Genomic DNA, 25,308 nt, shown 5'->3' with positions numbered 1-25,308 from the left:
TTATGAAACTACGTACTATCTTTACCGTTATCCTGCCCGCAGCCGCTTTGCTGGCCTGCAATACCAGCAAAACGGACAAGCTGCTGAAGCACAAGAAATGGCGGGTATACGATGTGAAAGTGCCCAAAGGTGATCCGTACAACAATACCCAGATCATCCAGGCCAAAGACCTGAAAGACGGCTACTACAGCGACGTGTACTACCAGTTCCTCGACAACGACGTATTTGTGGCCACCATTGCCGGCAAGCCTGATTCAGGCAAATACTTCCTGCTCAGCAACGGCAAGGTAATCTCCGTCACCGCTTCCAACGGTTCCCGCACCACGGAAAACCTGGTCACCGTGGAACTGCTGGACGAGGACCACTTTGATATGAAAGTAACCTCCGGCGACTACCATTTTATTCTGCGTACCCGAAAAGAATAGCCACCTATGCTTCTACACACCGATATTACACCGGGAAGGACCGCTACTGTCGATGGTCGCAGCTGCCTGTTCTTCTCCGGCTTTTCCTATCTCGGTTTACATCAGCAGCCTGCTTTTAAGACAGCTTTCTGTGAAGGCGTCCAGCGCTATGGGACACTCTTCCCCTCTTCCCGGGCCGGCAACGTCCGGTTGCCGCTCTTCGAAGAAATGGAGCATGCCCTGTGCGCCCACCTGGAACAACAGGCGGCCGTAGTGCTCTCCTCCGGCTACATGGCGGCACAGGCAGCCGCGCATTATGCCGCCACCCGCGGCCAGCTCTGTTATGCCCCGGGCGCCCACCCGGCATTATGGCTGGGCAATCCGCTGCTGCCGGCAGGCAGCAGGGCACAGTGGGAACAGGATACCGTGGCCCGGGTGAACAGCCAGCCGGACCATCATTATGTGATTGTGACAGACACGTTGAATCCTATCACCGGGGAAGTATATTCCTTTGACTGGCTCCGCCTGCTGCAGCGCAAAGTGCTGGTGCTGGCAGACGATTCGCACGGCATTGGCATACTCGGCCCGCGCGGCCAGGGCAGCATTCACCTGTTGCCAGGCACCGACCAGGTACGTTATCTCCTCACCGCATCACTGGCCAAGGCTTATAGCGTAGAAGGCGGCATGGTAGCCGGTCATGCAGCGGATATCGCCGCATTGAAAAAGAACGGGTTCTTTACCGGCAGCACTCCCATGATGCCGGCCGGCGCACATGCCTGGCTGCAATCTGCCGACCTCGTCCGGCAGCAACGGATGTTACTGCAGCAGAATGTCGCCTACTTTCTGCACCTGTCGGCCCACTCCGCCATTCATAACCCACATGCGCTGCCGGTGTTTATCCTGCCGCAGCCGGCAGAAAAACAACCGTTGGTAAACTATCTCGCTGAGCGGGATGTTATTATTTCCAGTTTCCCTTACCCGTTTCCCCACAGCCAACCGGTAAACAGGGCCATCATATCTGCATTGCATACCCAGCAGGATATACTGACCCTTTACCAGTTCCTGAAAGAATATGGTTATTAACAATAAAAACTACCAGCTGATGTTACGCCTTATGAAAAGCTCCGCCCTCCTGTTAACCGTGCTGCTCCTGCAGCTTTCCGGCCATGCGCAGGGCAAATCCCTGTTATGGAAGGTAACCGGTAAAGATCTCAACGCCCCCTCCTACCTTTTTGGCACCATGCACCTCGTCTGTAAAAACGAGCTGTCATTTTCCCCTGCCGTCACCAGCGCGCTGCAGGGCGCCCAAACCATGTGTATGGAAATAGACCTTATGAACGAAAACAAAGAGAAAATGCAGTCACTGATATACAACCAGGATGACAGCTATTCCCTGCGGCAATTGTTCGATTCAGGCCAGTACCGGATGGTAGACCGATTCTTTCAGGACACGATGCACTTTGGCCTGGCCCCCCTGGATAAAGCCAAGCCTTTTATGCTCACGACCCTGCTGATGATGAAGCAGGTGCCCTGCCCCAGCCAGGATATCGCTGCTCCCGACAGGGAACTGGCAGCTATGGCCACCAACAGGAAGATCCCTATTGCCACGCTGGAAACCGTGGAGTCCCAGATGGCCCTCTTTGACAGTATCCCCGATAAAGCGGAAGCGGAGATGATCGTGCGGATGGTAAAGGATATACAACGCAACGATAACGAAACCCGTGTAATGATGGACTTCTGGAAACAACAGGACCTCGACAAACTGTATAAGATGGTGATACAGGCTCCTGATCTCAAAAATTACCAGGACCTGATGCTCTTTCGCCGTAATGCCGCATGGGTACCGCAACTCAAACAGCTGATGTCCCGGGGACCGGTGTTTGTTGCCGTAGGTGCCGCACATCTGGCAGGCGACAAAGGATTGATCGCCCTGTTAAGGAAAGAAGGTTACAAAGTGGAGGCAGTCCGATAACATTTAGGGATTTTGTGATTTACGATTTTTTGATTTACGATTTTTTGATTGAATGGTCCGCCCAAGCTCTCCTTTAAATCCCTAAATCGCAAATCAAAAAATCCCTAAATAACCCCTATTTTTGCCGGATAAACTTTTGCTGCCTGAAAAAAGTTCGGAAAATACTAACTATCATTTTACTGTGTTTGTTAGGCCTGATCATTCTGGTGGGAGTATTAGTCAATATACCCGCTGTCCAGAACCTGTTGGTGAGGGAGGTGACATCGCGTTTGTCCGATCAGCTCCACACACGGGTCGAAATAAACCGCGTCACGTTACGGCTGTTCAACAGTATGCAGCTGGAGGGAGCACTCATCGAGGATCAGCGCAAAGACACCCTCCTGTACGCGGGCAAGTTGCAGGTGCGCATTACTGACTGGTTCTTTTTTCAGGATAAACCCGTTATCAAATTCGTTGGACTGGAAGATGCGCAGGTAAACCTGCTGCGGCCACGCAATGATTCTGTCTGGAATTACCACTTCCTCGAAGAAGCTTTTTCCGGCCCGCCCCGTTCCAAACCTCAAACCCCTTCCAAAGGCATCTCCCTCGACCTCAAAAAAATAGATCTCCGCAATATCCGTATCAATCAGATTGACGCCTGGGTAGGCGAAGACATGCGCGGCTACGCCAAACGCATTTTTCTCGATGCTAAAAACCTCGATCTGCAGAGGCATAACATCGATATCCAGGAGCTGTTTCTCGACAACCCTTACTTTATTATCAGCAGCTACTCTTCCTCGCCGCTGCGGCATAAGCGGCCGCAGCTCACAGGCAACCCGGTCCCGGACAGCACTGCCTCCGGCGAACTTCGCTGGAATTATGGCAACTGGAAATTGCTGCTGAAAGAACTGCATATCCGCAATGGTATGCTGGGCGTGGACATGCCCGATGACAGCACCAAAGTGGAGCCGGGCTACTTTGCCCCCAACCATATCCGCTTCGGGGAGATCAACCTGTCCCTCACCAATACCAGCCTGGTAAAGGACAGTATCATCGGCGACCTGACGCTCAGCACCAAAGAACGTTCAGGCTTTGAAGTGAAAAAACTCACCAGCCGTTTTAAAATGTCTCCCGTGGAAATGGAGTTCTCCCGGCTGGACCTGCAAACGAACCGCAGTCATATCGGTGACTACTTTACCATGCAGTACTCCGATATCAGCGACATGAACGACTATGTGAACAATGTGTTCATGCAGGCGCGGTTTAAGGATTGCAGGCTATCATCCGACGATATCGCCTTTTTTGCGCCACCCCTTTCCACCTGGAAAAAAGAAATAACCCTCACCGGTAAAGCCCGTGGCCCCGTGAGCAACCTGAAAGCATCCGAGATAGAACTGGAAGCCGGATCCACCACCCGTCTCAAAGGCAGTATCGAGATGCGCGGCCTGCCGGATATTTACGAGACCTTTATCGATTTTCATACAGAAGAACTGGTCACCACCGGTGCGGATGTTATGCAGATCATGCCAATCGTCAAAGACGTGAAAGCCATCCGCATGGACAAGCTGACCTCCATCCGTTTTCAGGGAAGTTATACCGGCTTTATCAATGACTTTGTGGCCTATGGCCAGTTTCAGACCAACCTGGGCAAACTCAGCTCCGACCTTAACTTCAAAACCAGCCGCGACGTACCCGTTTACTCCGGAAGCCTCACCACCACCGGCTTTGATGTAGGCACGCTCTTCGACAACAGTAACCTGTCTACCCTCACGCTCAACGCCAAAGTAGACGGCGCCGGTTTTAACTTCAAGACACTGAAAGCCAGCGTAGACGCCGACGTGCAGGAAATCAGCCTGTTCGGTTACACGTACCGTAATATCAAAACCAATGGCACCATGAGCCGCAAGTTCTTCAATGGCTCCCTGGCGTCCAAAGATCCCAACCTGGATATGGATTTTGCCGGCACCATTGATTTCAACGAGGCGCTGCCGGTATTCAATTTCCATTCAGACCTCCGCAGGGCGGACCTGAAAGCGTTGCATATCGTGGAAGATTCCGTTACCCTGCAGGCCAAGCTGGACCTGAACTTTGCCGGTAATAACATCGACAACTTCGATGGTACCGCCCGTATGCATGAAGTGTCTGTATATAAAGACGGTAAGCGGCTGGAGTTCGATTCCCTCCGCGTAGCCACCCATATGCAGGACAACCAGAAGGTGCTGAGCCTGAACGGCAGCGAGGTAAGCGGTTATGTCAAGGGCTCTTACAAGCTGATGGAGCTGCCGGACGCTTTCCAACTGTTGTTGTACAAATACTATCCCAGCTACTTCCTTGCGCCAACGCGGGCAGACATACAGGAAAATTTCACCTTCGCTTTCCAGTTCGGTGAAGTGGAGAAGCTGCTGAAAGGCTTTACCAATAAATTTACCGGCTTCGACAACTCGTCTGTGCAGGGCGGTCTTAATACCATGAATGGCGGCAACCTGTCGCTCAACATCAACGTCCCGGAAGCCGGTTATCTCGGGTACCGGGTACAGGAGCTGCAGGTAAAAGGAGAAGGTAATTTCAACAAAGTCAATATCAGCACCAGCATCGCCAGGGTATTGTCCGGCAACAACACTGTCCTGCAAAACCCGCTGATACTGGCCAGCTCCGGCAACGACACCTCTTATCTCAAAGTAGACCTGCAGGCGCAGGACACCTCTTCGCTGGATGGTTTCTATGCGCGCGTGGTGACCGTTCACCAGGGCGTGAAAGTCAATTTCCTCAACAGCGCCTTTACCGTCAACGAGCGGCAATGGAATGTAACACCGGGCAATGAAATATTCTGGAGCAAGGATTTTCTTACCGTGCATAATCTGCGGGTTACCCGCAACGATCAGAGCATCACGGTGGAGACCAATGAATTCAACCCGGACGAATCGCGGTTTATCGTGACGCTGAAAAACCTGAACCTGCCGGATGTGATTCCTTCCCAGCTGATCACCACCCGTATTGAAGGTATTACCGACGGGACTATTCATATCACCGATCCAACGCAGGACCTGGATGTAACCGCTGCGCTGCGTACCCGGGAGCTGCGGATAGACAACGATTCCATCGGCATGCTGAATATAGACGGTACTTATCTGCATCGCACCGGCACCGCCACTTTCCTGGTGAAATCCGACAACGAGGGCAAGAACTTCCAGGCGCAGGGTAAAATCGGTCTTTCCGCCACCAACAAGGATATCGACGCTGCCGTGGATTTCAATACCATGTCCATCAACCTGCTGAGCAAATACCTCGCAGGGTATGTTTCCGATTTAACCGGCGCCGTGACAGGCAAGGTGAATATAACCGGTACTACGGACCTGCCTTCCATGCGCGGCAGCCTCCGGCTGGACACCGTTGGCGTGACGGTGGACTACCTTGGCACGCGTTATAAAATACCGCAGCTCAATGTCAATATTGATGATAACCTGATAGAATTCGGCAATTTCGCCGTTATTGATAAATATGGCACCAAAGGCAACGCCAGCGGGTATATCAGCCATGATCACTTCAACAAACTGAATTTCGACTTTGATGTCACCGGCCGCAATTTCCTGTTCCTTAACACCACGTCCGCCAGCAGCGACCTGTTTTACGGGGATGTACTGGCAGATGGCAAGGTTTATTTCTCCGGCCCCCTCAACGATATGCAGATGCATATCCTGGCGCGGCCGCTGAAGGGCACACATTTTTATCTGCCGATGTCTGACAGTAAAGACATTGGCAAATACGATTATATCATCTTCAAAAGCTATGGTACAGAGATCAAGGAGAACAAGCGGAAGAAAGACAATACCAAACTGACGGTGAAGCTGGACATCGCCGCCAATCCGGATGCCCAGATAGATGTGATCCTTGACGCTACCACCGGGGATATCATCTCCGCCAACGGCAGCGGTAACCTGCAGATCATTGCCAATACAGAAGGGGATTTCAGTATGTTCGGCAACTACGAGATCAACAACGGGTCTTACAATTTCACGTTCCAGCGCCTGACCAGCTGGAAGTTTGACATAGAAAAGAACAGTACCATCACCTGGAATGGCGATCCACAGGAGGCCAAGGTGAATATCACCGCCAAGTATTCGTTGCCCAAAGTGAGCCTGTATAACCTGCTGGGGCAGGCTGCCACCGTCAGCTCCAACGACAAGCTGGCTACCCGTACCGAGCGGGTGGACGTGCTGATCAACCTGCGCGGGGCGCTGATGAAACCGGACATCTCTTATACCATTGAGCTGCCGGACGTGGGCAGCCTTTCCTACGAGAGTGGTGTAGCTGCCAAGCTGAAGGAGATCAACAACGACCAGAACAAAGCGTTGCTGCAGATGTACGGGCTGTTGCTGTTCAACCAGTTCCTGCCGGACGATGCCACCACCAATGCCGCCGCCAACGTGGGTATTACCGGTAAAAACAGCGTGGGACAGGCCTTGTCCGCCCAGGCTTCCGCTATCCTCAACAATATTACCGGCGCACTGCTCAAAGGCAGCGGTATCGGTGTCAATGTGAACTACCGCGCATATAACGTAGGCGGGCCTGGCGGCACTGCCGATAACAGTTCCGTAGACCGTAACCAGGTGAGCGCCGGTATTACCAGTACCCTGTTCAACAACCGTTTCCGGTTGTATGCCGGTGGCGACTACGACTGGGGCAAGTCATCCACCTCCGCCAACGCCAACCGTTTTGCCGGCGACTTCCGGATCGAGTATCTGCTGACGCCGGACGGCCGTTTCCGTATCAACGCCTTCAGTAAATCGGATTACGACGTATATAACCTCAACAACCGTACGAAATCCGGGGTGGGCATTTCCTACATCCGTGAGTTCAACCGTCTCGGGGAGCTGTTCAATAATCAGCGCCGCAGCCGTACCCCGCTCATGGATTCACTCCGCAAGGCCGCTGCGCTGAAGCCGAAGGAAGATTCCACCGAAAAGAAATAATCCGGGCTGAAGTTCCGGGGCAAAAAAAATCCCGGAGCGGCCTGCTCCGGGATCAGTGTTTATCTATATAATATTATATCAGCCTTTCAGGATTTCGTGGCCCAGTTTGTCCCTTTTAGTCCGCAGGTAATTTTCATTGTACGGGTTGGGATGTATTTCGATGGGTACGTTTTCGATCACCTCGAGGCCGTAACCGCTGAGGCCGGCGCGTTTGCGCGGGTTGTTGGTGATGAGGCGGAGTTTGGTGATGTTCAGGTGCCGCAGGATCTGGGCGCCGACGCCGTAGTCGCGTTCATCCATTTTAAAGCCAAGTTCCAGGTTGGCTTCGACGGTGTCGAGGCCTTCTTCCTGCAGTTTATAGGCTTTGAGTTTGTTCATGAGACCGATACCGCGGCCTTCCTGGTTCATATAGAGAATGAGGCCTTTGCCTTCTTTTTCCACCATTTGCATGGCAGCGTGCAGCTGTTCGCCACAGTCGCAGCGCAGGGAATGGAGGATATCTCCGGTGACGCAGGATGAGTGTACGCGTACGAGTACCGGTTCATCTTTGGTCCAGTCGCCTTTTTTGAGCGCCATGTGTATTTCGCCGGAATTCAGCTGTTTGAAGGCGATCAGTTCGAAGTTGCCGTATTTGGTAGGCATTTGCACCCTTACACCTTCTTCGATCAGTGTTTCGGTGCTGAGCATGTAGGAGATGAGGTCCTGGATGGAGATCAGTTTGAGGTCGAATTTGTCGGCTATTTCCCGCAGTTGTGGGAGGCGGGCCATGGAGCCGTCTTCGTTCATGATTTCTACCAATACGCCTGCGGGCTCAAAGCCTGCCAGTCGTGCCAGGTCTATCGTTGCTTCTGTGTGGCCAGCCCGGCGCAGGACTCCGCCGGTTTTGGCTTTTAAGGGGAAGATGTGCCCGGGCTTGCCGAGTTCTTCCGGTCTGATATTAGGATCGATCAGCGCTTGTACTGTTTTGGCTCTGTCGTGTGCGGAGATGCCGGTAGTGCAGCCGTGGCCGCGCAGGTCTACCGATACGGTGAAAGGTGTCTGATGCAGGGCGGTATTGTCTCTCACCATCAGTTCCAGTCCCAGTTCTTCGCAGCGTTCTTCTGCCAGGGGAGCGCAGATCAGGCCACGGCCGTGTGTGCTCATAAAGTTGATGATCTCCGGCGTAACATTACGCGCTGCGGTGATAAAGTCACCTTCATTCTCGCGGTCCTCATCATCTACTACGATTACCAGTTTGCCGTTCTTGATATCTTCTATTGCTGCTGCTATTGTATCTAACATATATTATCCCTCCGGGTCAATGTTGAATGACCGCAAAGTTACGACTTAAACACGGGAAATGGGCAAGGAAACATTCTGTCCGGAAACCGCAAAATTGACTGGCGATTTGATAATTATACAATCAACTTTTAACAAATAAGAAATTAGTGAAATAAGTTTGGCGCGTAACAACTTAATATCCAATAAAGTTCAGTCTGGACAACGATTTTATGCATTAGTAAATAGGTCGATTTGAGGATTCATAATTTTTTTAGAAATTCCTGAACAAACATCCTGCAAATGCGAATTAACCTGTTAAGATATCAAAAAATTTTATCGAGGTTTACAGGATCTTTCACGACTTAACAATTTGTTAATTCCGCGTTAAAATTTTCCCAAACTTTTTTGGCACCTTTGCGCCATGAAACAAACTTCTCTGATCATGGGATTTAAAAAATTACTCTTTACCTTATCCTTATTACTTACAACGATCTTTACCTATGCACAGGTTACGACCTCTGGTATGAACGGTAAGGTGACCGGTACAGACAATGTTGGTTTACCCGGTGCAACAGTAGTTGCCATTCACCTTCCTTCCGGTACCAAGTATGGTACAACAACCGATGCCGAAGGTTTCTACCGTTTGCCAAACATGAACGTAGGAGGCCCGTACAAGGTAACCATTTCCTACATTGGCTTCAACGAATTTTCCCAGGACAACATCTCGCTCGCGCTGGGCCAGACGTTTAAACTGAACGCTAAACTGGCTGACAAAAGCCGGGAAATCAAACAAGTAGAAGTGGTTGCACAGCGTAACAACGCCTTTGATCCAAACCGTAAAGGTGCCCAGACAGTGATCAGCCGCTCCCAGATTGAAGCCCTGCCTACCGTTGGCCGTAACTATACGGACTTTGCCCGTTTAACACCTCAGGCAAGGCTGACCAAAGACGGTAACGGAAACAACGGTATCTCTATTGCCGGTACCAACAGCCGTTACAATGCTATCTTCGTAGACGGCGCCGTACAAAACGACGTGTTTGGTCTGTCCGACAATGGTGCTAACGGTGGCCAGATTGGTATTTCCCCTTTCAGTGTGGACATTATCGATCAGATCAACATCAACGTTTCTCCGTTCGACGTAAAGCAAGGTGGTTTTGCCGGCGGTTCCATCAATGCTGTGACCCGCAGCGGTACCAATAACATAGAAGGTTCTGCTTACTACTTCTTCCGTAACCAGGACCTCGCTGGTAAAAGACCTACAGACACCAAAGGTGCTGACCGTCCAAAGCTGCCGGACTTCACCTCCCAGACTTACGGTCTGCGTATCGGTGGCCCGATCATTAAAAATAAACTGTTCTACTTCGTAAACGCAGAATTCCAGAAAGACGAAACACCGCAGAACTTCGGTTACGATACTTATGCTGCCAGCCTGAAAGCTAATGCCGCCAGCCGTGACCAGCTGGACGCTATCAGCGGCAAACTGATGAAAATGGGTTATGATCCCGGAGGATATGAAAGCAACATCCGGAAACTGGACGGTACTAAACTGTTCGTTCGCCTGGACTGGAACATCAACAGTGTTCACAAATTCACCATCCGCCATCAGTACAACAGAGGTGTAAGCACCAGCCCTGCTGTATCTAACCAGCGTAATATCTTTTACGCCAACAGAGGCGTTTACTTCCCTTCTACGACCAATGCTACTACCGCCGAGCTGAAAAGCATGTTCGGTAACAGAGCCTCCAACTCATTGCTGATCGGTGTAAACCGTGTACGTGACGATCGTGGCGTGATGGGTAACCCTTTCCCTAACGTCTTCATCACCAAAGAATCTATCGGTTTTGGTTCTGAAGCATTCTCCGCAGCTAACCTGCTGCAACAGGATGTGATCACCCTGACTGACAACTTTGAGTTGTACAAAGGCAAACACACCATCACTATTGGTACCAGCAACGAATACTACAATCTGAACAACGTATTCATCAGAAATAACTTCGGCGCCTATACTTACGCCAACGTGAACGATTTTCTGAACGATAAATCCCCTATCCGTTTCCAGCGTACTTTCTCTGCTGTTGACAACGGTATCGGCGACGACACCAAAGCTGCTGCTAAATTAAAAGCCATGCAGCTCGGCTTATATGTTCAGGACGATTACCAGATCAGCGACAACTTCAAACTGTCTTATGGTCTGCGTGCCGACCTGCCTATCTTCCTCGATAAACCTCGTGAAAATGCCGGTTTCAACGAAAACGTACTGCCTAAACTGGAAGCTGCCGGCTGGGATCTGAACGGTGCCAGAACCGGTGTAAAACCTGACAGCAAAATCCTCCTCTCTCCCCGTATCGCCTTTAACTGGGACGTTACCGGTGACCAGAGGACCCAGATCCGCGGTGGCGCCGGTATCTTTACCAGCCGCATTCCGTTTGTATGGGTTGGTGGCATTTACAACAATAATGGTGTGACCCTCGGTGAAATGGACGTAAAATACGATCCTACCAAACCAACCGCTCCGGGTAACCAGCCGATCGTGTTCAATCCGGCTTATGACAAACAGCCTTCTATCACTGCTGTTCCTTCCGGCCAGATCGACCTGTTTGCCAAAAACTTCAAATTCCCGCAGGTATTCAGAACCAGCCTCGCTGTTGACAGAAAACTGCCCTGGGGCATGGTTGGTACCCTCGAAGGTATCTTTACCAAAACCCTCAACAACGTTAACTACTACAACCTGGCATACGTAAAGAACGGTAACCAGACTGTTACCGGCAATGGTGGCGACAACCGTCCTATTTACAGAAAGATCGGTACTGACACCCTCGGTGCTTATCCTAACATCTACTACGCTGAAAATACCAGCAAAGGTTACACCTATAGCTTTACCGCCCAGTTGCAGAAAGCTTTCCGCAATGGTCTGAGCGCCAATGTTGCCTATACTTTCAGCCGTGCAAAAGGCCTGAACGACGGTCAGTCTTCCCAGAACTCTTCCCAGTGGCGTATGCCCAACGTAAGAGGTAAAAACGACCTCGATATGGCTTACTCTATCTATGATGGCGGTTCCCGTATCGTAGCTTCCGTATCCTATAAAAAAGAATACGCTGGCTTTATGGCGACCACTGTCAGCCTGTTTTATACCGGCCAGAATGGCGACCGCTTCTCTTATGGTTACAGAGACAATGCCGGCAACCTGAACATCACCAAAGATCTGCCTGGCTCCGGCGACGCTGGTCTGAGCATCATGTATGTTCCCAGAGATGCGAGCGAAATCCACCTCGTGGACTACAAAGACGCTGGCGGCAACACAGTATCTGCTGCTGATCAGTGGAACAGACTGAACAGCTTTATCGAAAACGATAAATACCTGGCTTCCCGCAGAGGTCAATACGTTGAAAGAAACGGCGTGAGAGCTCCGTTCTCCAACATCTTCGATCTTCACCTGGCACAGGATTTCTACATCAAACAGAAAAATGGTGTAAGACATACCCTGCAGTTGACTTTCGATATCTTCAACCTCGGTAACCTGATCAACAAAGATTGGGGCAGACTTTACACTGCACGTACCGGCATGAGCTACAACAACTATGGTCTGATCGACTTCGTTGGATTTGAAGCTGATGGTACCACACCGAAATTCAACTACACCGGTCCGGCTGCGAAAAACAAAACCGTTGCCCAGATCGATGACATTGGCTTACAGACTGCCCGCTGGCAGAGCCAGGTGGGTATAAGATATACTTTCAAATAAGCAGGATCTCATCCACATAAAAAAAGCTGACCAGTGATGGTCAGCTTTTTTTATGGATCAACCCCAAAAACACCTCCATCGCCCTCCCCCACGTTTCCTTATCATGCCGTCCGCCGGGCACCTCCAGGTAAGTAATATCCTCCGGCTCCCGGTACCCTTTCTTCACCAGCTCCGTTATCAGATCGCGCGTATCATCGATACTGTCAATGATACCGTTGCCGTTACGGTCCGCTGTTTCATCCGCGCTCCCGCATTCAAAAAAGAACTGAAGCCCCGGCCGGTAAGTGCTTTCCCGGATACGGCGGTGTATAATACGATCACGCTCATCGCTGTAAGCGGCATCCAGCGGGCGGCTCCGCCACCAGAGGGCGCCGGAGAACACACCGGCCATACTGAAATGCTGCGGATGCTGCCACACGATGTCCAGCGCCGACAACCCTCCCAGCGAAAACCCCGCGAACGCCCGTTTTACACCGGCCAACGAAGGATACTCCCGCTCCAGAAAGGGTAGTAATTCTTTTATCACAAACTGGCTGTACACCGCTGCCAGCGCTCCATCCCCCTTGTAATCGGCCACACCGGCCACTCCATACTCCTGGCGGCGCTGCGGCCCGGCATGAACGGCTGCCACCCATACCCCCGGCGGTATCGCTGCAGGCGGCACCGGCAGGTCCTGCCCGTCATTCATCAGCAATAAAACATGCGGCCCCCCTTCGGGTTGATATACGTCCAGCGCGACTTCCCGCTGCAGTCCCCTTGCAGGGACCCTCCGTCGATCTATTTGCATCCCAACAATTTACCAATAAACCAATAATCTTCTTTAAATTTAACTAAACACTTTCCCATGACTGAAAACTACTATAAATGGCATTCACCCAACCTGGGAAAGGAATTTGAGATGCTGGTATTCGGTGACAGCGGATATCCGCTGCTACTTTTTCCCACCTCCATGGGCCGCTACTACGAAAGCAAAGACCGCGGCCTCATCGACGCTATCCGATGGTTTATCGACGAAGGACGCGTAAAAGTGTACTGCCCCGACAGTATCGACGCCGCCAGCTGGTACAACAGGAGCATCACTCCCCAGTACCGGGCGTATAATCATACCTGTTATGACAAAATGCTGATAGAGGAAGTGATGCCGCGCATAGAAGCGGAAACAGGCCGGCAGCGCATTGTGGCCGCCGGATGCAGCTTCGGCGGATATCATGCCGCCAATTTCGCCTTCCGTTATCCCGGCCGCGTGTCTTATCTCTTCAGCCTCAGCGGTATCTTCGATATCAAAGCCCGGGTGGATGACTATTACGACGATCACGTGTATTTCAACAACCCGGCCGACTTCATGCCGGGCAACAACGACCCGGACCTCTGGCGTATGGGGATCGTACTTGGCGCCGCAGAAACAGACGTTACCCGCCCGCAGAACGAACAGTTTTCACAACTGCTGGCGGCCAAAAATATTACCCACTGGCTGGACATCAGGCCGCACGCCCACCATGACTGGCCAGTATGGCGCGAAATGCTGCCACACTATCTGTCACTCATCAAGTAAGCGTATGAAAAAAATCGGCATTCTATTCGGACAGGAAAATTCTTTCCCGCAGGCGTTTGTAGACCGCGTTAACCGCATTAATCCCCCTGGCATCTTCGCGGAGTTAGTCACCATCGACAAAGTGCTGCAGGGCGCCGACAGCGGTTATGCCGTTATCGTAGACCGCATCTCACAGGACGTGCCTTTTTACCGCGCTTTCCTGAAAAATGCCGCCATCGCCGGCTGTGCGGTCATCAACAACCCGTTCTGGTGGAGCGCCGACGATAAATTCTTTAACAACGCACTGGCGCAAAAGATAGGCGTAAACGTGCCCCGCACAGTACTCCTGCCCTCCTATGCCCTGCCGGACAATACCACGGATAAATCGTTCCGCAACCTCGTTTACCCGTTCGACTGGAACACCATCTTCGATTATATCGGGTTTCCCGCCTTTATGAAGCCCTTCGCCGGCGGCGGCTGGAAACATGTGTACCACGTGGAAGACAAGGACGATTTTTTCCGTCAGCACGCAGAAACCGGTCAACTGGTAATGATGCTGCAGGAAGAAATAGACTTCACCCAATATTACCGCTGCTTCTGCATCGGCGGCAACCAGGTGCGGATCATGGCCTACAACCCTAAAAACGCGCCCCATCAGCGCTACCAGTCCGATTTTAAAGGCAGCGATACGCTGATGCAACAGATCACCGAACAGGTGATAGCGCTCAATCAATACCTCGGCTACGACTTTAATACCGTGGAAATCGCCGTCAGAGGGGAAGTCCCCTATGCGATCGATTTCTGCAATCCCGCACCGGATGCCGACATCAACGCCATCGGAGAAGAACATTTTGAATGGGTGGTGGAAACCAGCGCCCGCTATGCCATCGAAAGGGCCGTTGCACAAAAACCCGGGAAAGACAACCTCACCTGGGGACGTTTTGTAAGGCAACACACCAGCAAAAAAGCTGCCGTCCCAACAGTCAAAACCATTAAAGCCGCTAAAACGGCCAAAGCCCCACCCGTGAAAGAGAAAGCCGCCTCCGCTAAAAAAACGGGCAAAACATCCGCATCGCCTAAAAAAGCCAAACCGAAAGAAAAACAATAAACCCACCACACTCATCTCCCGATAAATGATCGGGATACATTTCATAATGTCTAATTCGTAATTTCGGGAAAAATTTTAATCATGTTCAGAGCGTTTACGCTGGGTATAGAAGAAGAATACATGGTCATGGACCCCACCACCCGGGAGCTCCGGTCCCATGAGCAAAAGATTGTGGAACAGGCCCATAAAGTGATCCGCGACCAGGTAAAAGCTGAATTTCACCAGGCAGTGGTGGAAGTGGGCACCCAGATATGCGCCAACATACAGGAAGCACGTGAAGATGTGGCGCTGCTGCGCCGTACCATCACCCAGATAGCCGGCGACCTCGGCTTCAGCATCGGCGCCTCCGGCACCCACCCTTTCAGTAAGTGGGAAAAACAAATGATCACCGACCATCCCCGCTATTTTGAGATCGTCAATGAAATGCAGGACGCCGCCAGGTCCAACCTGATCTTTGGCCTGCATGTGCACGTAGGCATGGAAAACAGGGAAATGGCCCTGCATATCGCCAACTCCGTCCGCTATTTTCTGCCGCATATTTTTGCCCTCAGTACCAACTCTCCGTTCTGGGAAGGCCGCAATACCGGCTTCAAATCCTTCCGTACCAAGGTTTTTGATAAGTTTCCCCGTACCGGCATCCCCGATTATTTCGCCAGTATCGAAGAATACGACAACTATATCAAACTGCTGGTCAAAACCAACTGTATCGATAACGCCAAAAAGGTATGGTGGGACCTGCGGGTACACCCGTTCTTCAACACAGTGGAATTCCGCATCTGCGACGTACCACTGACCATAGACGACACCATCACCCTGGCAGCGCTCTTCCAGGCCGTATGCGCCAAAATATACAAGCTGCGCATGCAGAACCTGAACTTCATCATTTACAACCGGGCCCTTGTCAACGAAAACAAATGGCGCGCCTCCCGCTACGGCATCGATGGTAACCTCATCGATTTCGGCAAAGAGATGGAAGTCAACACACGATCGCTCATATACGAACTGCTCGATTTTATCGACGACGTAGTAGACGATCTCGGCAGCCGCGATGTGATCAAAGCCACTACAGACATCCTGGCCAACGGCACCGGGGCGGACAGGCAGCTGAAAGTATTTGAAGAAACCCAGGACCTCGTTGCCGTAACAGACTACATTCACAGCCAGTTTCTGAAGAACTGCTGAGCCGGAATGACGGATTACCCGGCCGTAATTTGTAATTTTGCAGTATGCATCCAATTAAAAACAACTGGAAAGTAGCAGTGCTGGATATGTATGAGGGCGTGGCCAATGAAGGTATGCGCTGCATCCGGGAAATACTGGTGCAATATGCAGCGATGCACGCACTGGACCTGCAATTCGATGAGTTTGAAGTCAGACTGCAACAACAGGTGCCCGACACCTCCTATGACATTTATATCTCTACCGGCGGCCCCGGCAGCCCGGTAGACAGCGAAGGCAGCGTGTGGGAACAGAAATATTTCTCGCTGATAGAAGATCTCCTCGCCTGGAACCGTACACAGGAACAGAAAAAACCCGCTTTTTTCATCTGTCACTCTTACCAGATCATGTGCCGCTACTATGGTATCGGCAACGTCTGTAAACGCAGGTCGCCCGCCTTCGGGGTTTTCCCGGTGCACAAAACCGCCGCCGGCCTCTCCGAAAAAGTATTTACCGCCCTGCCCGATCCGTTTTATATTGTAGACAGCCGCAACTGGCAGGTAATAGAACTGAACCACGAACGCCTCTACGCTATGGGCGGACAGGTACTGGCGCTGGAAAAAGAACGGCCGCATGTACCGCTGGAACGCGCTACTATGGCCATCCGCTTCAATGACCACTTTATAGGTACCCAGTTCCATCCGGAAGCAGACGCCGATGGTATGCATATGTATCTCCGCCAGGAAGAAAAGAAAAAACAGGTGGTCGACCATCACGGCATCGAAAAATACAACAGCATGCTGGAACAGCTCACCGATCCGGACAAAATCATGCTGACGCACGACCGGCTGATCACCGCTTTCCTCGACTACGCCGTTTACGGGCAAATGAGCGACCGGCTGGCTGCCATTGAGCACCTGGAAGGCGTCCCCGCCCACAACGACGATGAAAACACGTTTTTCTAATCCGTTTATTTCAATATTATGATACCCAAGGTCAGACAGGCATACAACCAACAGTTCACCGACGACCGCTACCAGGCCTTCCTGGAAGGCATTGCACAGGATGCCGGCATAGCGCCCGATTTCCGGGTGGCCGAAACACCGGTATTTGTACCCGCCGACCTGACCAGCAAACTCATACAGGCCTGCGAAGAAATTGTGAATGTGGTCCTGCGACCGGACTTTAAATCGATCACCAAAGACGCCATTCCCCCCGATCTGAAAGTGCCGCATGAAAATGAACATCCGCACTTTATCGTGATCGATTTTGCCGTATGTCAGGACGAAGCCGGCGCCTACTCCCCCCGGCTCATCGAGCTGCAGGGCTTCCCCACCATGTACGCCTTCCAGGACGTGATGGCGCGGCAATTCAAAAACCACTTCCCTATCCCCGAACAACTGAGCAACTTTTTCAACGGCATCAACGAAAAAACCTATTACCAGCTGCTCCGGGAAATGATCGTAGGCAATCTCCCCGCAGAAGAAGTAGTATTACTGGAAATAAAACCGGAAGAACAAAAAACGCGTATCGACTTTGCCAGCACAGAGAAGTATATCGGCATCCGTACGGTATGTCTCACTAAACTGATCCAGGAAGGGAAAAAACTGTTTTATATGCGTGATGGTGTTAAAACACCTGTCCAACGCATCTTTAACCGCATCATCTTCGATGATCTCCAAAAACAGTCCGGCCACCTGGAGCCGCATGTGAACCTGTTCCAGGACCTTGATGTGGAATGGATCACGCACCCCAACTGGTTTTACCGGATCAGCAAATACACGATGCCTTTTATTCACAGTGAATTTGTACCCAAAAGCTGGTTCCTGCATGAACTGCCGGTAGTACCCGCCGACCTGGAAAACTATGTGCTGAAACCCCTGTTTTCCTTTGCCGGACAGGGCGTAGTGATCGATGTTACCAAACAGGACATCGACAATGTTAAAGATCCGGAAAACTGGATCTTACAACGCAAAGTAAAATATGCCCCCGCCATACAAACCCCCACCGGACCCGCTATCTGTGAAATCCGGATGATGTACATCTGGCCGGACAGCTCTCCGCGGCCGATCCTGGTACACAACCTGTCCCGCATCAGTAAGGGCAAAATGATCGGCGTAGGTTTCAACAGTACCGACACCTGGGTAGGCGGCAGCTGCTGTTTCTTTGAATTTGCTTAGGTGGCGGGCGATAAGCGCAGCAGGTCTTCTTTGGAAAATTTTTCCTGATTGATACTCAGCTCAATGGTATTCAGGTGTTTGAGCTCCGGGAGAACTTTAAGCAGGGCTTCTTTTTTGTCGTTTTTTATCTTCCGGTTGATGAAAAACTCCCGGATGTAGATCTTCGCGGAAGGATTGATTGTCGCCAGTTCCGAAAGCCCCTGTAAATGAAACATATTGGTCAGCCTTAATTCTCTCATCTGCTTCAATGGTGAAAAATTCAATAACCGACGGGTGCTCAGCTCAAATAAGGATAACTTTTCCATGGCTGAAAAATCTTCTAAAAAAGCCAGGTCATTGATCTTGGCCACGCCTGAAATCTCTACGTTTCTTAATGATGGCAAAACAGGAAAAGTCAGATTTTCGGTCTTCGACGTAAAGCCCTCCAGTTTTAGCGTTTCCAGCGAAAGCTCCCGTAAAAAATCCAGCGTATTTACGGTTCCTTTAGTGCTGATCGTCAGTGCCGTCATTGATTTACACTGGGACAACGGTGAGTAATCTTTAACACTGCCTGCTATAAGCAGGCTTTTCAGGTTTTTGAGTTTTGATATGAATTTTAAAGAAACACTGGTGTAGATATAGAGGTTCAATGTGTCGATATCATCTGTATTGTGAGTCTTCAGCGCATCTATGTCTTTTGCACTGTTTACTTCAATGTCCACCGTCATTGTTCTGGCTGTTTATATTTATTTTTAGGGTTAGTACCGTTTTTCTCCGGCTGTTTCTGATGTGTTTCGTTTCTCTTTTTTTTCCTGGCGAACAGGCACCAGAAAAGCGTTATCACTATTAACGCTGTCCAGAGCAACGGGTAAACAGATTTTTCTTCCATGGCTATACGCAAACTTGTGTACAACTACCTGCATTACGCAGGTAGTTGTGTGTTCATTGATAAAACAGCCTGTCTTAAAAAAATTGTTTTCCTGTAATAATACCGTACAGGGAGAGTACAAACAGAATGGCCACGGCCAGCAGGTAAAATGGTTTATACCGGAACTCCATGCCTTTTTTCTGTGCGTATTTGTAATAAAGGAAAGTTCCGCCCAGGTACAAGCTGGTAAACAGTAATACTAAGTAATTAACACCCATACTTTTTTGTTTAATAATTGGTTTTTTATTGTTTTTGATTGATGATTAAGGTCGTTGTTCCAGTGCAGCGATTCTCTTTTGCAGGTCGATGATATACAGCGTCAGTTCTTCCACCTTCTGCACCAGCTTCCGATTCACTTCACCGAGGTCATGCCCGTCCCTGGCCACTTCAGCAGCAGCCGGCATGTCCGGCAGATGTTGATGTTGGCGGATATAGTTTTCTACTTCCTGTAAAGAAGGCAGTACATAATTTTTGCTGAAGACATAGTCCGGCCAATCGGCTGCGGCAACTGTTACTTTTACCCGCTGGGCGAGGACAGTGCCTTTCACGGCCAGTTTTGCCTGCGGGTTCAGGGTGCCAATACCTACATTGCCATTTACGCCGACATGAAAGAGATTGGTCCAGATTGAATTATAGCCTTTTTCCCAAATCTGCCAGGCTTTGCTCATAGGGCGTACGCCGTATCCCAACACGCCATTCTGCAAATCTGTCCCGCCTTTGTAATTGGAAAAAAAATCACACTGGGCGGATGTTGAATCTTTCGTCATAAAAACCAAATCACCGTCTGTCCGGCCGATGCTATTGATGTTCAGGATTCCGTTTCTTACGGGTTTTCCAAGTGAAAGCCCTGTAGAGTCGTAAACAAAACCAGTGACATCCGTGTAGGGCAGCTTCTCGAACCTGTTGTTGTCAAAATCACATTTTAGCCCGTAGTAATCGGTCCTGGCCAGGAAGCCGTTTGGTGGCACCAGTGTCTGGCCATAGGTGCCGCCGGTAAGGGGGCTTTGGTTCGTCAACAGGTTAGTGGCCTTTACGTAAATGCCTCCCCACTGATAGTTTGATCTCATCCACAGCGCGTTGTTAAACACAAAAAAACAGCCGCTTTGGGATTGCCCGATGTACACTGGATTTCCATACCATCAAACCTCCTTGAGCTTTCCCATTTATCGATGCGAATGAGATAAGTGCCCTGCCGGTCAAAAAAATTAGCGTCACCCTGGACGGAGACTTCTACCAGGGAAGCATATCTGTGCGTGCTGTCATTTATCTGCGCGATTTTATAGTAAAAGAGATTGTAATTATTTGTCCAGTCCTGCGTTGCTCCAATGAGCTTCCAGGGAATTTCTTCCTGGGCGTGCACAATAGCAGGACAAATACCCAGGGCTATAATAAGCCAGCCGCTTAGTAATCGGTAAATTTTCATAAGTATATGATTTAACGGGATATTTCATCAAGAGTGGGAAAGGTTAACATACACATGCATTCAGGCCACGAAGTAGCATAAAAAATCAAAACCCCGCCATCACACAAACGTTGTATTTATCAAATATCCCTGCGCACAAATACACTGCGTGGCGGCTTCTTACCTTTACAATAAATATTTAACTTTATATCAATATGTCAACTCAATAACTATCCTATGTTTAGTAATCTTGCCATAGATGTGGCACTGGGGCTGATATTTATTTATTTGCTGTACAGTTTGTTAGCCTCCATTGTGCAGGAGATGATCGCGCGGCTGTTCAATGCCCGGGCGCGGGTATTAACAAAGGCTTTGCGGCGTTTGCTGGAAGATGATGACCGGAGTGGCGACCTGGGTGTTTTCGGCCGCTTTACTTTTTTCAACTGGTTTTACGAACTGGGCTGGAGTGTGGTCCATTTCTTTGCTCCTTTTCAGAACGGCCCGTTTTTGAAGAAGTTTTACCAGTCGCCCTCCATTCGTTATTTGGGGGAAAACAGTGCTTCTGCCCGGCCGGCGTATATCAGTCCGCAGATATTTTCGCAGGCGATGGTCCACCTGTTACGCGGCCAGCCGGAAGGACAGCAGCCGGAGACCGCCGCCATCCGCGCCAGCCTGGCGCATAATACGCTGCACCTGGCGCCGGACACGCTCACTCACCTGCGCAATCTTTTTGAAGATGCCCATCATCAGGTACCACAGTTCCGTATCAACATGGAAACCTGGTTCAACGAGACCATGAGCCGCGCCAGCGGCTGGTATAAGCGGCAGACACAGGTATGGCTGCTGGTCCTTGGCCTGGGCATTGCCGCCGTTTTTAACGTAGACACTATTGCCATTGCCCGTATCCTGATGAAAGATAAAAATGTGCGGGAGCAGATGGTGCGACTGGTAGCCAGCCGCGGGCCTTCCTATACGGTGATAACTGATACGCTTACACGAAAACACCTGCTGCACCGCGACAGCAGTTACTTCCGGCAGGACACAGCAACTTCCATGCTGTTAAAGGATACCGCTCTGATAGGGGTATATGCAGTGCTCCGGCAGGATGCCGGCGACGCGAAAAATGTACTGGGCATCAGCCGCGCATGCGTGACCGACACTACCGGCGGCAAAAAGGAACTGCATTGTGGATTTACCCATCCCTATCAACAGAATGGCTGGCTGGTACTGGGCGGATGGGGCATCACGGCCCTGGCCATCTCGCTGGGCGCGCCTTTCTGGTTCGATCTGCTGGGCAGAGTGGTGAAGTTCCGTAACCTGCCGCCGCAACAAGGGAATACTAAAGGAGAATAACGGGGCTGCCAACGTTCCGCGCTGACCAGCCTTTCCCACACCCCGCAGGTCAAAAATGCGTGTTCCAATGTCCTTTAAAGCGTACTTTTGAAGCGTCTTCTTACCCTTCTTCAAAAACATAATTGTATGAAACGCACCCTTTATTCTTCCGGCGCACAATGGGAAAACAAAGTCGGTTATTCCCGTGCAGTACGGGTAGGCAATACTATCGAGGTTTCAGGAACAGTTGCAGTAGACAATGATAAAGTAGTAGCGGAAGGCGATGCCTATGAACAGACCCGCTTTGTACTGGCTAAAATAGAATCGGTCCTCATCTCCGCAGGCGCTACCCTGCATGATGTCGTCAGGACCCGTATGTTTGTGACCGATATTTCCCGCTGGGAAGAGTATGGCCGGGCGCACGGCGAATTTTTTAAAGCCATCAAACCCGCCACTACCATGGTAGAAGTGAGCAGGTTGATAGACCCGCGATACCTGGTGGAAATAGAGGCGACCGCCGTGGTGATGCCATGATGTTCCCGGCCATGATAATTACGCCTGCCAGTTGAGCATACCGCCCACCAGGTTCTTCACATTGGTGAAACCCATGGTTTCCAGGAGCATGCAGGCCTGTCCGCTGCGGTTGCCGCTGCGGCAGTATACGATAACTTCCTCGTCTTTCAGGTGTTCTATTTCATCTACCTGCATTGTCTGCACGAGGCCCAGCGGAATATGAAAGCCACCGATATTGAATTCAGCGCGTTCATGTGGCTCACGAACATCGAGGATGTTCAGTTGTTCACCGGCGTCGATGCGTTGTTTCAGTTCTTCTTTTGTGATATTCTGCATGATATAAAGTTTAAGTTCAGTTTAAAAATGGTGGTTTTGATGGTGGTTATTCCTGTACAGGCACCTGTGTTGAATCTTTCACCGGTTTGGTAGCAGACAGCCACAGATCGATGCTTTCACCGGCCCTTACCATGTTGAAATCGCCGATTTCGTTTCTGCGGGCTGGCACCTGCTTGATAATAAATGCATTGGCAGTGTCAGTTACCCCGGGATCGATTATAATGGTACCTGCGCTCAGGTTGTTCGCATTGAGCATTTCGCGGGCTTCCGTGAAGGTAAGACCTACGAAATCAGGTACGGGATTTTCGATGCTGCCGGTGCCGCTGCTGATAATCAGGGTGATATTGCTGCCTTCTGCAACAGGGGTGCCCGGTTTGATGCGTTTGCCGTTGAGCAACTGCTGCAACACCGTATTGGTAGCGAAGTCCGGCCTGTAGATAGTATCTCCTACATTGAGACGCATGCTTTTGAGCATCATCTCCGCGCTGCGGAAAGTAAGCCCTTCCAGGTCGGGCATTTTCACCATGGGAGCCACTACCTTGTTCACCGTCAGGTAGATCGTTCTGCCGACTTTAACGCGGGCGCCTTTATCGGGAGTCTGTACCCATACAGACAAGGGAGGGATACTGTCTATGTAGATGGAGTCTCTTACATCGGCTTCGAATCCTTCCTTTTCCAGGAGGGCGATGGCTTCTTTTACACTTTTCCCGCGCACGTCCGGGACTGTCAGCTCTTCATTATGCCGGGTAATTACCCCTAACAGTGAGAAAAACAACAGTGCCAGTCCAAAAAATAACGCTATCACGACCAACAGGTTAATTCCGAAAGAGCGTTTGGTAATAAAGTCGAACATATTTTAAAATTACGAATTACGAATTACGAATTACGAGTTAGGAATTACGAATTACGAATTAAGCATCCGCTTATATCCGTAATTCGTAATTCGTAATTCGTAATTTATTTCTTCATGCATTCTTCCAGCACTTCGCCATAGAACGCCTGCAGGGTTTTGCCGGCAGCCCTTACCTGCTGCGGCACCAGGCTGTTTTCTGACTGGCCGGGCATGGTGTTGGCTTCGAGGAAGTACAGTTTACCGGTAGCTTCTTCATAGATAAAGTCGATCCGGGTAATACCCTTACAATTCAGCTTGTTATACAGGGTGGACGCTGTTTGCTGCACCAGTGCGGTAATATCGTCCGGTACCGGCGCCGGTGTGATCTCGTTGGATACCCCCGGGGTATATTTGGCTTCATAATCGAAGAACTCCTTGCTGCTCACTACTTCTGTGATAGGCAATACGTTGAGAACGCCATTGGCGCGGTAAAGACCGATGGTCAGTTCGCGTCCCTTGATGAACTCTTCGATCAGCACCTGGCTGTCTTCCTTAAAGGCTTTTTCGATGGCGGCGGGCAGTTCTTCAGCCGTTTTTACTTTAGACATGCCGATGCTGCTGCCCCCTTCGGCCGGTTTCACGAAAACGGGTAAACGCAGTTCCTGCAGGATAGCAGCCGGATCATGCGGCTGGTCGCGGAAGATGTGGACGGATTTAGACACGTTTACCACATCGAGGGCGGCCACCACTTTATTGCAATAGCTCTTATTGAAGGTCAACGCCGAAGTCACCATACCACAGCTGGTGTACGGGATATCCAGCATTTCGAAGTAGCCCTGCAGACGGCCGTCTTCGCCGGGGGTACCGTGAATACCGATGAACACCGCATCAAATTTTATTTTATTACCGCCGATGGTCAGGGAGAAATCATTTTTGTCGATCTCACAGACAGTTCCGTCAGCAGCCGTATGGCGCCAGCCTTCACGGGTGACAATGATCTTATACACCTCATATTTACTGCTGTCCAGGTTCTTCTGTATGGTTTCAGCGCTCTGTACGGATATTACATATTCTCCGGAATATCCACCGGCTACCAAGGCGATGTTCTTCTTCATAAGATAAATTACAATAAGCGGGTAAAGTTAAATGTTATTTGTTAATTGTCAACAGCGGGTCAGCCGGCGATTTCGTTAATTTCAGGCGGCCGGAGGCCCGGGGGAGGCCGGCAGGCATAAAAAAGCCGTCCGGAGGCTACCGGACGGCTTCCAATTAGGTGGCTCGCATATATTAGAGGTGCAGTCTGTCTTTCTTAGCCATCAGCTCATCTACCGTTTCCTGGTACATTTCGTCCGGAACGCAGCAATCTACCGGGCAAACAGCCGCACATTGCGGTTCTTCGTGAAAACCCTGGCATTCTGTACACTTGTTCGGCACAATATAATAAGTATCAACGCTGATCGGGGCATTACGCTGATCGGCGTCCATCTGGCTACCATCCATCAGGGTATAGGCACCTTTTACGGTCGTACCATCGGCCAGCGCCCATTCCACACCGCCTTCATAAATGGCGTTATTAGGGCATTCCGGTTCACAAGCGCCGCAATTTATACATTCATCTGTTATCTTAATTGCCATAGAGTAAACTTTTTTAGTAGTAAGCCATTAATTTTGTGGACAAAAAT

Annotated in this window: 22 protein-coding genes; 12 read left to right on the top strand and 10 right to left on the bottom strand. The window is 50.5% G+C overall.

What is annotated here, in order from left to right; genetic code table 11:
- Positions 1 to 2: 2 nt before the first annotated feature.
- From HF324_RS09530 to HF324_RS09515, 4 genes are all read left to right on the top strand, one after another.
- Positions 3 to 425 carry a hypothetical protein gene (locus HF324_RS09530; protein ID WP_168802255.1) on the top strand — a complete coding sequence of 141 codons (423 nt, stop codon included), beginning with the start codon at positions 3 to 5 and terminating at the stop codon, positions 423 to 425.
- A gap of 6 nt (positions 426 to 431) precedes the next feature.
- Positions 432 to 1,487 (top strand): aminotransferase class I/II-fold pyridoxal phosphate-dependent enzyme, encoded by a 1,056-nt coding sequence (locus tag HF324_RS09525; RefSeq protein WP_168859665.1) that lies wholly within the window; start codon positions 432 to 434, stop codon positions 1,485 to 1,487.
- A 19-nt stretch (positions 1,488 to 1,506) separates the two neighbouring features.
- Positions 1,507 to 2,376: a TraB/GumN family protein gene (locus HF324_RS09520; protein WP_168859664.1), complete on the top strand. Its 870-nt coding sequence runs from the start codon at positions 1,507 to 1,509 to the stop codon at positions 2,374 to 2,376.
- A 185-nt stretch (positions 2,377 to 2,561) separates the two neighbouring features.
- The gene (locus HF324_RS09515; RefSeq protein ID WP_168802252.1) at positions 2,562 to 7,325 is read left to right on the top strand and encodes a translocation/assembly module TamB domain-containing protein; all 4,764 of its coding nucleotides are present in this window, start codon (positions 2,562 to 2,564) and stop codon (positions 7,323 to 7,325) included.
- A 78-nt stretch (positions 7,326 to 7,403) separates the two neighbouring features.
- On the opposite strand, the gene HF324_RS09510 is transcribed toward HF324_RS09515, so the two are convergent.
- Positions 7,404 to 8,606 (bottom strand): bifunctional 3,4-dihydroxy-2-butanone-4-phosphate synthase/GTP cyclohydrolase II, encoded by a 1,203-nt coding sequence (locus HF324_RS09510; protein WP_168802251.1) that lies wholly within the window; start codon positions 8,604 to 8,606, stop codon positions 7,404 to 7,406.
- 400 nt (positions 8,607 to 9,006) lie between these two features.
- On the opposite strand from HF324_RS09510, the gene HF324_RS09505 reads away from it, so the two are divergent.
- Positions 9,007 to 12,327, top strand: coding sequence for a TonB-dependent receptor (locus tag HF324_RS09505; protein WP_168802250.1), 3,321 nt, complete (start codon positions 9,007 to 9,009; stop codon positions 12,325 to 12,327).
- Positions 12,328 to 12,367: 40 nt separating this feature from the next.
- On the opposite strand, the gene HF324_RS09500 is transcribed toward HF324_RS09505, so the two are convergent.
- Entirely contained in the window at positions 12,368 to 13,114 is a 747-nt protein-coding gene (locus HF324_RS09500; RefSeq protein ID WP_168859663.1) for an alpha/beta hydrolase, read from the bottom strand.
- A 57-nt stretch (positions 13,115 to 13,171) separates the two neighbouring features.
- Here HF324_RS09500 and HF324_RS09495 point away from each other — a divergent pair, with 57 nt between their 5' ends.
- The 5 genes from HF324_RS09495 (at position 13,172) to HF324_RS09475 (ending at position 18,304) form a co-directional block, all read left to right on the top strand.
- Positions 13,172 to 13,879, top strand: a complete 708-nt coding sequence (locus tag HF324_RS09495) for an esterase family protein (protein ID WP_168802248.1) — start codon at positions 13,172 to 13,174, stop codon at positions 13,877 to 13,879.
- 4 nt (positions 13,880 to 13,883) lie between these two features.
- Positions 13,884 to 14,966, top strand: a complete 1,083-nt coding sequence (locus HF324_RS09490) for a hypothetical protein (protein ID WP_168859662.1) — start codon at positions 13,884 to 13,886, stop codon at positions 14,964 to 14,966.
- An 81-nt stretch (positions 14,967 to 15,047) separates the two neighbouring features.
- Positions 15,048 to 16,148, top strand: coding sequence for a carboxylate-amine ligase (locus HF324_RS09485; RefSeq protein WP_168802246.1), 1,101 nt, complete (start codon positions 15,048 to 15,050; stop codon positions 16,146 to 16,148).
- Between the two features lie 44 nt (positions 16,149 to 16,192).
- On the top strand, positions 16,193 to 17,089 hold the full coding sequence (locus HF324_RS09480) for a type 1 glutamine amidotransferase (protein WP_168802245.1): 897 nt from the start codon (positions 16,193 to 16,195) through the stop codon (positions 17,087 to 17,089).
- An 18-nt stretch (positions 17,090 to 17,107) separates the two neighbouring features.
- Positions 17,108 to 18,304, top strand: coding sequence for a hypothetical protein (locus HF324_RS09475; RefSeq protein ID WP_168859661.1), 1,197 nt, complete (start codon positions 17,108 to 17,110; stop codon positions 18,302 to 18,304).
- Here HF324_RS09475 and HF324_RS09470 read toward each other — a convergent pair.
- The 4 genes from HF324_RS09470 to HF324_RS09455 form a co-directional block, all read right to left on the bottom strand.
- Positions 18,301 to 19,011, bottom strand: a complete 711-nt coding sequence (locus HF324_RS09470) for a hypothetical protein (protein ID WP_168859660.1) — start codon at positions 19,009 to 19,011, stop codon at positions 18,301 to 18,303. The two genes, HF324_RS09475 and HF324_RS09470, sit on opposite strands and share 4 nt — an antisense overlap.
- A 235-nt stretch (positions 19,012 to 19,246) precedes the next feature.
- A complete protein-coding gene (locus HF324_RS09465) occupies positions 19,247 to 19,429 on the bottom strand; it encodes a hypothetical protein (RefSeq protein WP_168802242.1) in 183 nt (60 codons plus the stop codon).
- A gap of 45 nt (positions 19,430 to 19,474) precedes the next feature.
- Entirely contained in the window at positions 19,475 to 20,278 is an 804-nt protein-coding gene (locus tag HF324_RS09460) for a tail fiber protein (RefSeq protein ID WP_168859659.1), read from the bottom strand.
- Complete coding sequence (locus tag HF324_RS09455; RefSeq protein WP_168859658.1) at positions 20,275 to 20,634, bottom strand: hypothetical protein; 360 nt, start codon at positions 20,632 to 20,634, stop codon at positions 20,275 to 20,277. The genes HF324_RS09460 and HF324_RS09455 overlap by 4 nt, the downstream gene beginning before the upstream one ends.
- Before the next feature lie 216 nt (positions 20,635 to 20,850).
- Between HF324_RS09455 and HF324_RS09450 the strand changes: the two genes are divergently transcribed.
- Both HF324_RS09450 and HF324_RS09445 read left to right on the top strand, forming a co-directional pair.
- Positions 20,851 to 21,966 (top strand): hypothetical protein, encoded by a 1,116-nt coding sequence (locus HF324_RS09450; protein ID WP_168802240.1) that lies wholly within the window; start codon positions 20,851 to 20,853, stop codon positions 21,964 to 21,966.
- A 126-nt stretch (positions 21,967 to 22,092) separates the two neighbouring features.
- Positions 22,093 to 22,479: a RidA family protein gene (locus HF324_RS09445; protein WP_168802239.1), complete on the top strand. Its 387-nt coding sequence runs from the start codon at positions 22,093 to 22,095 to the stop codon at positions 22,477 to 22,479.
- Positions 22,480 to 22,497: 18 nt separating this feature from the next.
- Here the strand turns inward: HF324_RS09445 and HF324_RS09440 are convergent, their stop codons facing one another.
- The 4 genes from HF324_RS09440 to HF324_RS09425 form a co-directional block, all read right to left on the bottom strand.
- Positions 22,498 to 22,794, bottom strand: coding sequence for a rhodanese-like domain-containing protein (locus tag HF324_RS09440; RefSeq protein WP_168802238.1), 297 nt, complete (start codon positions 22,792 to 22,794; stop codon positions 22,498 to 22,500).
- A 46-nt stretch (positions 22,795 to 22,840) separates the two neighbouring features.
- Positions 22,841 to 23,647: a PASTA domain-containing protein gene (locus HF324_RS09435; RefSeq protein ID WP_168802237.1), complete on the bottom strand. Its 807-nt coding sequence runs from the start codon at positions 23,645 to 23,647 to the stop codon at positions 22,841 to 22,843.
- Positions 23,648 to 23,751: 104 nt separating this feature from the next.
- Entirely contained in the window at positions 23,752 to 24,741 is a 990-nt protein-coding gene (locus HF324_RS09430; RefSeq protein ID WP_168802236.1) for a D-alanine--D-alanine ligase, read from the bottom strand.
- Between the two features lie 172 nt (positions 24,742 to 24,913).
- Positions 24,914 to 25,261, bottom strand: coding sequence for a 4Fe-4S dicluster domain-containing protein (locus HF324_RS09425; protein WP_168802235.1), 348 nt, complete (start codon positions 25,259 to 25,261; stop codon positions 24,914 to 24,916).
- Positions 25,262 to 25,308 lie beyond the last annotated feature (47 nt).

It is taken from the genome of Chitinophaga oryzae (assembly GCF_012516375.2).
Classification (GTDB): domain Bacteria; phylum Bacteroidota; class Bacteroidia; order Chitinophagales; family Chitinophagaceae; genus Chitinophaga; species Chitinophaga oryzae.
Note: the sequence above shows the minus strand (reverse complement) of the source record. Positions and strands in the feature narration are given on the sequence as shown.